General features: G+C 61.3%; 8 protein-coding genes. 1 reads left to right on the top strand and 7 read right to left on the bottom strand.

Going from position 1 to position 13,042, the window contains the following annotated elements; all coding sequences use genetic code 11:
• Nucleotide 1: 1 nt before the first annotated feature.
• A complete protein-coding gene (locus ACRQHG_RS05095; protein WP_435719658.1) occupies nucleotides 2-1,402 on the top strand; it encodes a ParB/RepB/Spo0J family partition protein in 1,401 nt (466 codons plus the stop codon).
• A gap of 1,058 nt (nucleotides 1,403-2,460) precedes the next feature.
• Here ACRQHG_RS05095 and ACRQHG_RS05090 read toward each other — a convergent pair.
• The 7 genes from ACRQHG_RS05090 to ACRQHG_RS05060 form a co-directional block, all read right to left on the bottom strand.
• Nucleotides 2,461-3,480 carry a D-alanine--D-alanine ligase family protein gene (locus ACRQHG_RS05090; RefSeq protein WP_435719657.1) on the bottom strand — a complete coding sequence of 340 codons (1,020 nt, stop codon included), beginning with the start codon at nucleotides 3,478-3,480 and terminating at the stop codon, nucleotides 2,461-2,463.
• A gap of 27 nt (nucleotides 3,481-3,507) precedes the next feature.
• Nucleotides 3,508-4,791 (bottom strand): aminotransferase-like domain-containing protein, encoded by a 1,284-nt coding sequence (locus ACRQHG_RS05085; RefSeq protein WP_435719656.1) that lies wholly within the window; start codon nucleotides 4,789-4,791, stop codon nucleotides 3,508-3,510.
• A gap of 229 nt (nucleotides 4,792-5,020) precedes the next feature.
• The gene (locus ACRQHG_RS05080) at nucleotides 5,021-5,680 is read right to left on the bottom strand and encodes a hypothetical protein (RefSeq protein WP_435719655.1); all 660 of its coding nucleotides are present in this window, start codon (nucleotides 5,678-5,680) and stop codon (nucleotides 5,021-5,023) included.
• Nucleotides 5,681-5,967: 287 nt separating this feature from the next.
• Nucleotides 5,968-6,942, bottom strand: a complete 975-nt coding sequence (trxB, locus tag ACRQHG_RS05075; RefSeq protein ID WP_435719653.1) for a thioredoxin-disulfide reductase — start codon at nucleotides 6,940-6,942, stop codon at nucleotides 5,968-5,970.
• Nucleotides 6,943-7,105: 163 nt separating this feature from the next.
• Nucleotides 7,106-9,817 (bottom strand): protein kinase family protein, encoded by a 2,712-nt coding sequence (locus ACRQHG_RS05070; protein WP_435719651.1) that lies wholly within the window; start codon nucleotides 9,815-9,817, stop codon nucleotides 7,106-7,108.
• A 36-nt stretch (nucleotides 9,818-9,853) separates the two neighbouring features.
• Entirely contained in the window at nucleotides 9,854-12,490 is a 2,637-nt protein-coding gene (locus ACRQHG_RS05065; protein ID WP_435719650.1) for a DUF6049 family protein, read from the bottom strand.
• Nucleotides 12,487-13,026: an NUDIX hydrolase gene (locus ACRQHG_RS05060; protein WP_435719649.1), complete on the bottom strand. Its 540-nt coding sequence runs from the start codon at nucleotides 13,024-13,026 to the stop codon at nucleotides 12,487-12,489. The genes ACRQHG_RS05065 and ACRQHG_RS05060 overlap by 4 nt, the downstream gene beginning before the upstream one ends.
• Nucleotides 13,027-13,042 lie beyond the last annotated feature (16 nt).

Here is a 13,042-nt window from a genome sequence, read left to right as displayed (position 1 = left end):
CGTGGCAACTCGTAAACGGCGTGGTTTAGGAAGTGGACTCGGTGCCCTCATTCCACCGGAACAGGCAGAGAATACCGAGAGTCCCATCGATATCTTTTTCGGTACGGTGAAGAAGAAGGACTCGGGTTCGCGGGAGGCTGCGGGTTCGCGGCAGCACGACGATTCTCAGCAGGATGATGCTAATCCCCTCGATCTTGGATATGGCTCGGCGGGAGAGAATGTTTCACGTGAAACATCGGGCGGTTCTCAGCGTGTGGCTTCGAAACCATCGGCTGCCTCACCTAAGAAGAAGGTGGTTGGCAAGAAGACTCAGGCCAGTAGTGGAACGGTCGAGACACCGGACGGTGTAGGCGAATCACCGGCTGTGATAAGCGAGGCGAAGGCTGGTGAAGCTGAGGGTGTTAAGGACACTACGGTAACCGAGGGAACTTCCGTTGTTGAAGCGACTGGCGGTGCGAAGGAGTCTAAGGGTGTCGCGGGAACGGATGCAGCTCAGGCAAGCAATGTTTCACGTGAAACATCGGAAGATGACCTTGTTGCAGTACCGGGTGCCACCTACGGCGAGATTGATGTCAATGTCATCGTGCCCAACCGTGCGCAGCCCCGTACCAATTTCGATGATGACGATTTAGAGGAACTTGCGCAGTCCATTAAGGAAGTGGGCATTCTTCAACCTATTGTTATTCGCCCACTTAGTGAGCCTTTGGATAACCATCCGGAGGCTCGATACGAACTCATTATGGGCGAGCGGCGCTGGCGGGCGACCCAGCGGGCGGGCTTGACGCGTATTCCTGCCATTATTCGGCGCACCTCGGACGAGGATCTGCTTCGTGATGCACTTCTTGAGAATCTACACCGAGCTGATCTCAATCCCTTGGAAGAGGCAGCTGCCTATCAGCAGTTGCTTGAAGACTTCCAATGCACGCAAGACGAGCTTGCAAAGAGAATCGCTCGGTCTCGCCCGCAGATCACTAATACTTTGCGACTTTTGAAACTTCCCGCTTTGGTGCAGCGCCGGGTAGCAGCGGGCGTGCTGTCTTCCGGGCATGCGCGTGCACTTCTCGGTCTTGCCGACGCTGGTGCGATGGAGCGGCTGGCGCAGCGGATTGTGGCAGAAGGATTATCTGTCCGAGCTGTTGAGGAGATCGTTGCTCTTGGTGATGAATCGACCCCAGCTTCGGTCCGCCGAGTTCGTGTGAAGCGCTATGAAAACGAACTGACTTCGGTAGCAACACAATTGGGCGACCGGCTCAATACTCGTGTGAAGGTCGATATGGGCCGAACCAAGGGAACTATGCGCATCGACTTCGGTTCCCTCGAGGATCTCAATCGTATTTTGAGCGTGCTGGCGCCGGATGTTGCTGGTGTAGATATTCCTGAAGAGGAAAGTGGCAAGGAATAGGCTGCGAATCTTTCAATTGCGGGGCAATGTTTCACGTGAAACATTGGCCTATAGGACACTTGGTGTTGGTTTTATCCGGACTTTTCGGCTTGCTAGCAGGCTAAAGTCGGGTTCAAACTCGGTTTGACTCGAGTTTTTGGATGGACAAAACGTGTTGGTTCAACCCCGACTTTCCCGCATTCTGACGCGGAAAAGCCCGGATTGAAGATCTGCTTTCCACCCATTTTCCCGCTCAGCACTCTCCCAAGCCCTGCGCGTACGCAAAGCGCGCCGTCGTCCGCGTATACGAGCGTTTCGCCGCCCCCACGCCCTCCGTATGCGGCAGGGTACGCAGAGGGGCGTCCGCCGCAGTTTGGCCCGCAGACCAACGGATTCGCACGCTTGACGGTGGACCCTGCCGAGGGTCAATCCGCTGCATATGCGAACGGTGCGGGGCGCAGGAAACGGTGTACGCACGGGAGTACGACTCGGGTCGGGGCCTGCGCGGCGGGCTAAATCTAGGGATACCTACGGTATCGTAACCAACACATTTTGTCCTATAGCCCGAAACATTGCCCCGCTTCCTTATTTAAACAGAGATCCTTTATGCGGGGTCGCTACTGTTAGGCCTGGCTGAAAACTAACGGAGAAACAACGCATGACTCGTGCAACTTTAGTGACCCGGTTTTTTGGTTTTCGTGGGTTTGGGGAGTGATCGGAGCGGCGGTTTGCAGTGCTGTTACCGACAGTCGAAAAGTAGCCCAGGACCAATGGTCGAAAAGTAGCCCAACCGAGAAGAATTGGATAGGTGAAGTTCTGCGGAGGATGTTTCACGTGAAACATCCTGGCGCACACATCTACGTAGCTCGAATCCGAGCGGATTGAGTGACTACTACAGCGAATACTGCATTGCGCGAAAGGTAGGTCGAATGTGCATTTTTGCCGGCAGTAACGCGTCATTACCACCGAGCTAATCGCGCAGATTGAACGTGCACCTAGCATTGCGGAAACAAAAGCGGGCAATGTTTCACGTGAAACATTGCCCGCTGGGTGGAGACTTGCCTGAACTTCCTATGCTGCTACTTCGTCATTTCGGGGAGGTCTTCCGGCTCACTGACGTCCCGATCCGCTGCGCGGTGCAGGATTTGCAGGTAGAGCGATTCGGGGCTAGTCCCATTCTCGCGCGCATATGCTTCAACAGCTTGGGGAAGCAGCGAGGTCTCCGTCATTCCCGGTGCGATATTTACATCGATGATATACGGAGTGCCTTCCTTCACGATGAGATCAGTCCGGGAAACATCGCGAAGTCGGAGGGTGGTATGCGCCGTGAGCGCGGCTTCGGTAACCCGTGCCTTTTCCTCGTCGGAGAGACGAGCGGGCACATAGTACTTAGCTCGGCCGGCGAAGTAGCGCGCGTCGTAATCATAAGGCCCATCTGTTTCGATTTCGACCGGAGGAAGCGCGATAGGCCCTTCCGGCCCGTCAATAACCGAAACGGAAACTTCCGTTCCGTCGATAAAGGTTTCGACATGCGCTTCTTCCCCGTAGGCGAAGCAATCGACCATCGCGCGGGGAAGGTCCCCCGGCTTGTCAACGATGGTCACTCCCAGTGCTGATCCGCCCAAATTCGGCTTCACCACTAGTGGGAATTCATAGCGTTCCCCGAGAAGATCAAGAATGGGTGCAACCCCAACCTCACGGAAAAGGGCTTCCGGGAAGCTGACTGACCACGGCACCGCGAACCCTGCGTGGCGCAAAAGCGATTGTGCCACCGTTTTATTAGAGGCGATTCGGGCGGCGTTCGCCGTCGACCCTACAAAACGGTACCCGCTGAGAGAGAGCAGATCTTGAAGAGCTCCGTCTTCTCCGGTCGCGCCGTGTACCAAAGGCCACACCACCGTGGGATTCATGGAGCTGAGGCGCTGAAGCAGAGTTGCATCAACATCGAGAACCTTGACCTGCGCGCCCGCCTCCCGCAGGAGCGTGGCGACCCGACGCCCCGAACTCAGCGACACATCGCGTTCGTGCGTGAGACCACCGGCAAGAATAGCAACGGTAAGAATATTGTCCATTTTCCCTCCGGACTTCACTCTACTCATCACTGATGAGAACCGATAGCAATCGAATTATTTCGTTGCCTGTGGCGAGGAATCATCCACGCCGAACATCTGGACCAAGTCGTTTTCTTGGCTAATAACTTCGCCAAGCCTGCGCACGCCCTCGGTAATGCGTTCCGGGGTGGGGTAGCAGAAGGACAGCCGCATATGGTCAGAACCCTGGCCATCGGCGAAGAAAGCAGTTCCGGAAACATACGCGACGAGGTTCTTCACCGCGCGGGGGAGCATCTCGTGCGCATTGAGGCCGCCTGGGAGCTTGACCCAGGTATAGAAGCCACCGCGCGGCTTATTCCAGCTGCACATGGGCATGTATTTTTCGAGCGCGGCCTGCATGGCCTGCCCACGCTCGGCGTACATGCCGCGGTATTCCTTGACCTGCTGATACCAGTCATAGGTGCGCAGATATTCCGCGATAGCGAGCTGACCGAAGGTGGTCGGGCACAGGATCGCATTTTCCGCGGCGAGGGTGAGACGCGCGCTCAGTGCAGCCGGGGCCAATGCCCAGCCTACCCGGAAGCCCGGTGCGAAGGTCTTGGAGAAAGAGCCCAGGTACACAACACCGTCCGGGTTGAAGGTCTGGATAGCCGGAATCGGATCGCCGTCGAAACCAAGCAGGCCATAGGGATTATCTTCCACGATAAGAACATGGTGTTCATCGCAGATCTCGGCAATGCGCCGGCGGCGTTCCTCGGATTGGCTCACACCAGCCGGGTTATGGAAATTGGGGATGGTGTACAGGAACTTGATCGGCTTCCCGATGGCCTCCAGGTCCTTGATGGTCTCTTCAAGCTGTTCGGGAATCAGGCCATTGGCATCCATCTCCACGTGCACCACATGGGCTTGGTAAGCCCGGAAAGTTCCCAGCGCCCCAACATAGGAAGGAGCTTCGGCAATAACAACATCGCCCGGGTTAATGAAGATTTGGGAAACAAGATCGAGGACCTGCTGGCTGCCGGTAGTAATATTGATATCGTCCGGATGGGCGCGAATACCTTCGGGCCGCATGACTTCCACGATCATTTCGCGCAGCTCTTCAGTACCCTGGCCACCGCCGTACTGTAGCATTTTAGCGCCATTATTCCGGATGAGGCGCGCGGTCATATCCGCGAGGAAATCTAGAGGTAGCCCGCTAATATTAGGCATTCCCCCTGCAAGAGATACAACTTCCGGGCGATTTGCAACTGCGAAAAGCTGACGAACCTCAGATTGCTTCATTCCTAAAGCTCGATCAGCATAGACATTGTACCATGGATCAAGTCTGGTAAATCCGGGACCGGCGTGCTGCTCGCCCATACGTTCTCCTTCTCTTTTAACACACTAAGTGTGCCACGCTCGGGGCTGCGATAAAACAATCTCCGCCGGTGTGCTTCACGCATCACTCAATCGCGGGGCAACCACAGGATTACCACGAGATAACCGCGGGACTATCGCGGTGCTCCCGCGGAACTATCGCCGGCCCGGGCGTGTGAGCCCTATGGGGTAGTAGCGTACCCGCAAAGAAAGGCCCGTGTCAGCACCGCGTTTATTCGGAAGCCGCGAGTTTCCCAAGTTTCCCGACTTTCGCAAGTCTCGCGAGGCCGGGGAGCTGGGCCATAAGTTCAGCGCGGATTTCAAGTTTGGGAACCAGCCCCGCAAACCGTGCATATTCCGTGCCCTCGTAAACAAGGAGCAGTGTCGGCAGCCATTCGAGCCGCGGGATAAAAGAAGCGACTTCCTCCCACGGATTCGCCGAGCGAATTTTTGGAACGTCACCATTCGCAGGGCGAGAATCCGAAGCACCAGAATCCGAAGCACCAGTATCAGTGGCGCGAGTGTCGCCGGAATCGGTATGTGCGGGGTCGCTAACGATGGGATCACTATTCGCGGGGTCACTATCAGCGAGGTCACCACCGGCCGGCTCATCCTCCAGCGGATCAATACGGCCATAACCCAGGGCCCGCTGAATTGCGCGGGTGACTTCCGCGGTGAGTTCGGAAAAGTCGATCTGATGTTCCGGAGCGCCACCGGGCAGAATGTGCTGCATCTCGGCATCTGCCCCGGTAGCAGCGGTGGTTTCAGAGTTGCGCCGCGGGCCCACGGGTGGCCGGGTGAGAACGTCCAGATTCACGCACCATGCGTCGAAGCTGACGTCCGGGATTAAACGATGAAGGTCGACGACGCTTTCCTCGAAAATCACGCGCATTGGCCGATCATAGGGAACCCACGAAGCTGTATAAAGGAGCAAAGTTGGAACCTCAGGTCGATACATGGCCATGGAACCTCCTTCCGGCCGGGCGGGTAGGAACCCTAGCTCCACCATCCTAAACACGAACCGGCGAGGTGGATATCTGATCCACCTCGCCGGTTCCACATATATAAATGAGCGGTACCCCGCGCTGAGTTGCACGAGGTGATCGCCGTGGGAGTCCCGTAGCGCTCGCACCAAAGGAGTTACACAGCGCTAGTCTCGCAGCACCCTCACAGAAGGAATTAGGCAGCGCTCCCACCTGCGGCGGCCTGCTGAGCCGCGAGGTTTTCAAGGTAGCGTTCCGCGTCGAGAGCCGCCCGGCACCCGGTGCCAGCTGCGGAAATGGCCTGGCGGTAGTACCGATCCACGACATCCCCGCAGGCGAAAACTCCGGGAATCGAGGTTTCGGTGTGCGGGTGGTTCACGACGATATAGCCGCCGTCGTCCAATTTAAGCTGCCCCCCAAGAATTTCCGTACGCGGGAGGTGACCGATGGCCACGAAAAGGCCGGTCACATCGAGGTTCGAATCTTCTCCGGTCACGTTGTTGTGGAGGGTGAGCGCGTTCATGGAACCGCCGTCTTCCCCGCGAATATCGGTGATTTCGCTATTCCAGTGCATGACGATCTTGGGGTCGGCCAGGAGCCGGTCCGCCATGATCTTCGAGGCGCGCAGTTCGTCACGCCGGTGGATCACGTGTACCTTGGTCGCGAAACGGGTGAGGAAGAGGGCGTCCGTGACGGCGCTATCCCCGCCGCCCACCACGGCGATTTCCTGATCCTTGAAGAAGAAGCCATCGCAGGTGGCGCAGTAGGAAACCCCGCGGGAGGCGAACATGGTTTCGCCATCCAAGCCGAGCTTCTTGTAGGCCGACCCGAGAGCCAGGATGACCGTGCGGGCCCGGAATTCGGATTCATCGGTGCGCACGATCTTGACATCGCCGCTCAGGTCCATGGAGAGGGCGTCGTCGTACTCCATTTCGGCACCGAATTTTTCTGCCTGCTGCTGCATATTGGCCATAAGGTCGGGCCCGAAAATTCCATCCGGGAAGCCGGGGTAGTTTTCCACCTCGGTGGTGGTCATGAGTGCGCCGCCGGCATCGATGGCGCCGCCGATCACCAGCGGTTTCAGGCCCGCGCGTGCGGTGTACAGCGCGGCGGTCCAGCCCGCCGGCCCCGATCCGACGATGATGACGTCACGAATATCGCTCTCGGTCATATTTCTCCTGTGTTCTTGTGAGTGAGCGTGCCGCGTTGCGCGAGCACACCGCTCCCCATCGGGCACATCATTGGGTACAACGTCCCGGGGTGCATGGCTATTCCCGGCCGCATATAAGTGCTGTCTGTAAACACTGCCCATAAACGCCGGCTGTAAACACCGTTTATTTCACGGTGATCTCAGAAATCTGCAACTTGAACTGCCCGGCCGCATTCTTCGGCAATTCAGTGAACCACAACACTACGTGATCACTGTTTACTGGTGTTGGTGCAGTAAGCGTTGTTTTCGCGCTCATCGGGCCTTCGGTCACCACAGTGCCACCACTGGGCTGATCCGCGGTGGTATCACGCCACTGCACATTCCCGCCCTGGCCGCTCAGCTGCAGGGTTACTTCCTTGACTGTGGACGGTTTCGCCAAGCGCAGCTCAATCCCGACTCCGTCCTTGAGCAGGCCGAACTTCGGATTGCGCAGGTATTCCCAACTGGCCCATTCCGTTGCCGGATTCTTGTCAATGGCCAGCGGGAGCGTCTTCGGATAATCTTCATCCGCCTCGCTCTTCTGCGGGTTGAGAAGATTCGCCGAAACGATCTGCGGCGTTGCGGAGCTGGGCGAGGGCGCGGCACTCGCACCCGGCTGGGCGCTCTGGGCCTCCGAACCCTGCGCATCGGCCGAGGCAGAAGGCGCAGCGGAAATAACCGGCGGGCGGGTGGACACATCCGTGGGGCGGAAGAAGGTGGTCACCGCGAAGTACAAAGCCACTGCGACCAGGCCAATTGCGCCCGCAACAATGAGCTTGGAGGAATCGAAAATGCGCGATCCGAGAGCCCGCCCGTTTTCCTCGTCGGCGATAATCGGACGCGAAGGAGCGGGCGGCCGAGTGGCCGGCTTGCGATCCCCGCGGGTGCGGGCGGCGACTTTCGCCGGAGCTGCGCTCGCGCGCGCGGCCGCCGAAACCGGGTGAATATGGGGCGCTGCCTGAGGTGCGGTGGACGCAGCCGTGGCGGACGCGGGAACGGCCGATGCAGCAGCTCCGGCCGCCGCGGTGGTTATATTCGCCCGCTCAGATTGGCGCGCATCCTCCTCATCACCGACGTTCATAATAGAACGCCGCTGCGGGCTCGCCCCGCTGTGAACACTGTTTATCGCAACCGTGGGAGCGGAATCGCGCTCGCGTTCTGGTGCGGCAGCTTCACGTTCTGCGCTTTCGTGTCGAGCGGCTTCGCGTTCAGCAGCGGCACGCGCGGCGGCTTCGTGTTCCGCCGCCTCACGTTCGCATTCTTCCAGCTCACGTTCCGCTTCGCGTAGCGAGGGGAAGTGCGGCTGGAACCGCGGCGTTGCAGCATCTTGAGCGACGACGCCGCCACCGGCAGCATGACCACTGTGGCTATCGATGTTGATCGCGGGAGTTTCCTCAGCCTTGGTTTCACCACGATCAGCGTAAACAGTGTTTACCTCGGATTCCTCAGTGGGGGAATCCTGTGCCGAAGATTGCTCGGCATGAAGGTCAGCGCCAGGCACAGCGCCACCTTCGGAATCGCTTTCGGAATCACCCTCGGAGCTAGTATCGGAACTTGCCTCGGCATCCCGCTCCGTTTCCTCATCACGGAATTCCTCCGGGGAGACCCACTGCGGGTGAAGCTCCACTTCCGGAGCTGCGGTAATGCCTAATTCGGTATCAACATCGCCTTCGAAATTCGCCCCGGATACACCTTCGGGATCCAATTCTTGGGATCCGATAGCGGAGGAGGCCGATGCTGCGGAGGGCGCCACGGGCATCGCATCAGCTTCCGATGTTTCATCGGCTTCGGATCGTTCGCCGGCTTCAACTGGCTCACCAAGATCATCAGATCTTTCGCCGGTTTCGTAAGCCTCGCCAGAGTCACCAGATTCTCCCGGCCCGCCAAAGTCACCCGGCCCGCCAAAGTCCCCAGCTTCACCAGCCTCGCTCAAGCCCCCCACCTTGCCGGATGCACTGGTGGCAGCTGCGGCGTCGTCGTTCTCAGAATCTTCGGCGCCGAAGGAAACGTGACTGGAGCCCAAGGTGACGCGGCCAATCGCGCCCCCGCGCACGTGCCCGCCCAACGGGTCGAAACCGAAACGGGAATCCCCACCGCCGGGCAGCTGCGGCGCCACCAGCACCGGATCGGGGAATTCCCGCAGGTCAGGCCGGTTGAAGGGCACGAGGCTGCGCAACACCTCCCCGGGGGAAAGCAAGCGCTCCGGGGAAAGTGTGCGCCGGAAAACTTCCCGAATATCATCGGGCAGCGAATCATCGCGGGCCAGGGCTTCGAGGGTGGTCTCATCCGCCTGGGCGCCCTCGAGCAGGGTCGCCAGGAATAGCACCAGGTCCGCGGCCTCGGCGTTATTGAGGCTGGCCGGATCGTATTCATCCGTGCGCGCACCGGCTAGAGCTGCGTCAATACCGATACCGTCCAAGTACACATCCCCGGCATCGCCCACCCGCACCCGCGAGGGCGTAATACGCAAATGCCGCATACCGCGCCCAGAAACCTGGGTGAGAATCGCGGCGAGCTCGCACACCACGGCCTTGGCCTGCTCGGGCGCAAAACCCTCCCCGTGCACGTACCCGGTCAGCGAGGTGCCCAGCGGAATCTCGCTCACCACGAAATTTTCGCCGACGGAGAGCGTGCGCACGATATGCGCATCGTCGAGCAACCCGGTGCGCCGCGCCGCGTCCAACGCATCCGCGCGCGTGGGAATATCCCCGATGAGCAGCACCCGCACCGCGGTGCCGAGCGCGTCATCCACGGCGTACCACTGCTCGGTACCCGCAATATCGAGTTGCTCCTCGTACAAATTCTCCAGGCGGTAGCGACCGGCGAGAGTCATGCCCCTGGTTCCGATGGCGCTCACAGTTCCTCCTTGCCGTGCCTCGCGGCCACATTACTCCTATGGTATTTCGTGTTCCTCGCGCAGTTTATCGACGGCGCGCGGCCCGGCTTCTTCCGCCGCGCTAGCCTCACGTAAATTGTGGAGATGTTTTTCAGGGTCGACGCCGCCCGAACGCCGCCCGCTACGCAGGCTGCGTGCGATCCCACCGAGCAAGAGCACCCCGAGGAGCGCGCCAATAATATACGTCCCCGTGGTTTCCCAGCCGGCGCGCACTCGCACATTAATATCTTGAACCGCGCCAATCGCGGTGCCCACCGGGTCGGTGACCGCGGCCGTCACCGTCACATTCCCCGAGCCGGAAGCCTGCACCGGCACCGCCACCGTGACGGAGGCGGCCGGCGGGATCGTTGCCGCAACGGGATCGGAGGGCACAATGCGGAAATCCTCGGCGCGCAATTCCACCACCGCGCCCACCGGAACAGGCAGCGAATTATGCACGTGCACGGGCAGATCCGCGTTTTCCGAAATGATGTTAATCGTGGAGGAGGGCTGGACCGTGACGGCTCCGGCCATCTCCTCGGCGAGTTGCGTGAGCTGCGCGGATAGCTCCTCGCGTTGCGCGTGGTGGTCGCGGAGCGCCACCCCCGCCAATTGCGCGGCGTGATGGGTGACCGGCCCGGTGATAGTAGCGGGTGCCGGGGTAAGAGCAGCGGTAGTGGAAATTGTGGTGACATGAGCATCGCCGCGGGCAAGCATCGCCGCGGAAATCTCCCCGGGCAGCACGCGCTCCTCGGGAAGCTGGGCACACCCGGCCGCGGGCGTCTCCAGAAGATCCCCGGCCGCGGTGGGCGCCAACCACGGCGCGCTCGTGAGTGCCCCGAGCGCGGCCCCGATATCGCGATCCGGCAGCGCCCCGGTGCGGGCCAGCGCCCCACTTTCCGGCCGATCCACCAGCACCACCTGGGCGCGCGGCGCGGCGGGCAGTTCCCGGTAGGTCGCGGCCGAGAGCGCGAGGGCAGTTTGGCGGGCATCGATGGCGGAGAGCCGGCTCCCGGCAGCTTCCGGCAAACCTTCCCCACCCCCGGAGGCCAGCACATTTGCCTCGTCTGAACTGGGTAAATAGCCCTGCACCAGGGCGGAGAGCACGCCGTCCGCGCGCAGCGCCGCGGCTTCATCCGCACCGGCGGTTTCGTTGACATCGGCCGCGCCATCCGCACCCGCGCTTCCCGCGGCACCCGCCCCGGAATCCTCCTCATCACCGCGAGCCTCGCTCAGCGAACACGTATCACTCCCGTCCGCGGCGAGCGGAATATTCACCCGCCCGCTCGGGCTGAGCCACGAGGCGTGCGCCGCATCCACATCGGTGGTGATGAGCGCCGCGGCCCCGGCATCGCGCAGCGCCCGCGCGGTGGCCCGATCCACCCCGAGCGCCGTAACCGCAATATCGGAACGCGCCGCAAATCCGGACGTTTGCGCCGCCTGCACCGCATCCTGCCGCGCCAGGGCGAGCTTATCCGCGCGCCCCGCATGGGTGAGCGCCGCGGCATCCACGTCCGCCCCCAAACCGAAGAACACGCTGGTCCCGGCCGCGGACGCAAAAGTTTGCAACGCGGCCCGCTCCGGATCGCCCGCGATGAGCAGCGGATCAACCGCGGCACTTACCCCCGGATGCGCGAAATAGTTCAAAGTCTGCAAGCGATGGGGCAACTGCCCGGCCTCCGCCGCGGAACCCGAAGGCGAAGAGGGGGCCGAAGCCGTGGGGGCTTTATGTGGGGCCGACGGCGCAGCTGGGGAACTCGCCCCCTGCGAAACCGACGGTGCGGAAGGCGCGGCGCTCGCGGCCGGGTCGGCAGCGGATGTGGCGTTCGGTGCGATAGCGTTCGGCGCGGCGGAGCTCCCCGCGGTGGTGGAGGTGCCGCTTGGTCCGCCCGGCGGCGAAGCGAGCGTGCCGGCCGGAGTGCTCGGCGTAGGTGTGCCGGCCGGAGTGCTCGGTGTAGGTGTGCCGGCCGGCGGCTGCGGGCTGGCCGAGGGCGCGGTGAGGCTGGTGTAGACCTGCTCCTCGAGAGCCGGGGCGCTGCCCACATCGCTCAGGGAGCGCGTGACCGGCACAATCGCGCTGATGGGGGCAGGTGCGGCGTCGTCGCCAGGAGCAGTGACAATAAAACTACGGTCCGTGGCAGTTTCCCCGTCCACCACGGCACTCACCTGGACCCCGCGCGGCCCCCACTCGGCGGGAATCCGCTCCCGCGGAATCGAAAAAGTGACGCGGGTGGAGGTGCCCGGCGCAATATCCGCATCCGGGGTGAGGGTGTCATACAGGGCCAGGCCGGCGGGTTCCGCGCGCATGAAGCTGAGCACCGCGCTGCGCGAGGACGGCACATAGCGCTGGATATAGAGCGAAACCGAATTGAGATGGCGGGTTTCCGTGGTGGAATTCGTCACGGTGGCGGTGAGGGTGAGGGTGGCGTCCTTACCGAGAACCGGGGCGCCCACGTCCACGATGTCTACGCTAGGTGCGGCCGCCGGACGCGCGGGAAGAACCTGACCCGGAAGAACGTGCGCGGGCGAATTTTGCGCGGGCCCCACCTGCGCGGGCTCTGGTTGCGCGGCTAGACCTTGCGCACCCACCAACCCAACAGCACCCAGCGGAACCCAGGCCGCCACGGCCCCGGCCAGCGCGCCCCGCCACATCATTCCTCCCCCGCGAGAATCGCGCGGGCCGAGGCCACGATACGGCGTTCATTGGGATAGGCGAGGCGGGAGGCCACCCGATCCAGGCGCACCCACTCGGCCTTTTCCGCTTCGTGATCCGGGTCGTTATCAACGGTGATATGCCCGGACATCCCTTCCAATAAAAAGTGGTGCACAGCTTTATGGACGCGGTGGTTGGTGCCGGAGAACCAGTAATCAATGGTGGCCAAATGCATGAGAACCCGCCCGGTAATCCCGGTTTCCTCCGCGATTTCCCGCACGGCGGCTTCTTCGGGTGTTTCATTACCTTCTAGGTGCCCCTTGGGCAGGCACCACTCCAGCCGCCCGCCGCGGTTACGCCGCGCGATCACCGCCACGTAGGCCTTCCCGCCGCGCACCCCGATCACAATTCCCCCGGCACTCGTTTCGTTCACCACCGGAAGAGAGTGGCGCCGCGCAGAAGCCTGGTGCACGGCAGCGGCGCGCCTCCAGGATCTACGGCCCCCGAACTTGGAGGGCAACGGTGCTGACTTCGACATACCTCTAACACTACAA

Origin of the sequence: Actinotignum vesiculae, assembly GCF_051267215.1 — a bacterium.
In the GTDB taxonomy this organism is placed as follows: domain Bacteria; phylum Actinomycetota; class Actinomycetes; order Actinomycetales; family Actinomycetaceae; genus Actinotignum; species Actinotignum schaalii.
The sequence above is the reverse complement of the archived record's forward strand: the minus strand, read 5'-3'. Positions and strand labels throughout refer to the sequence as shown.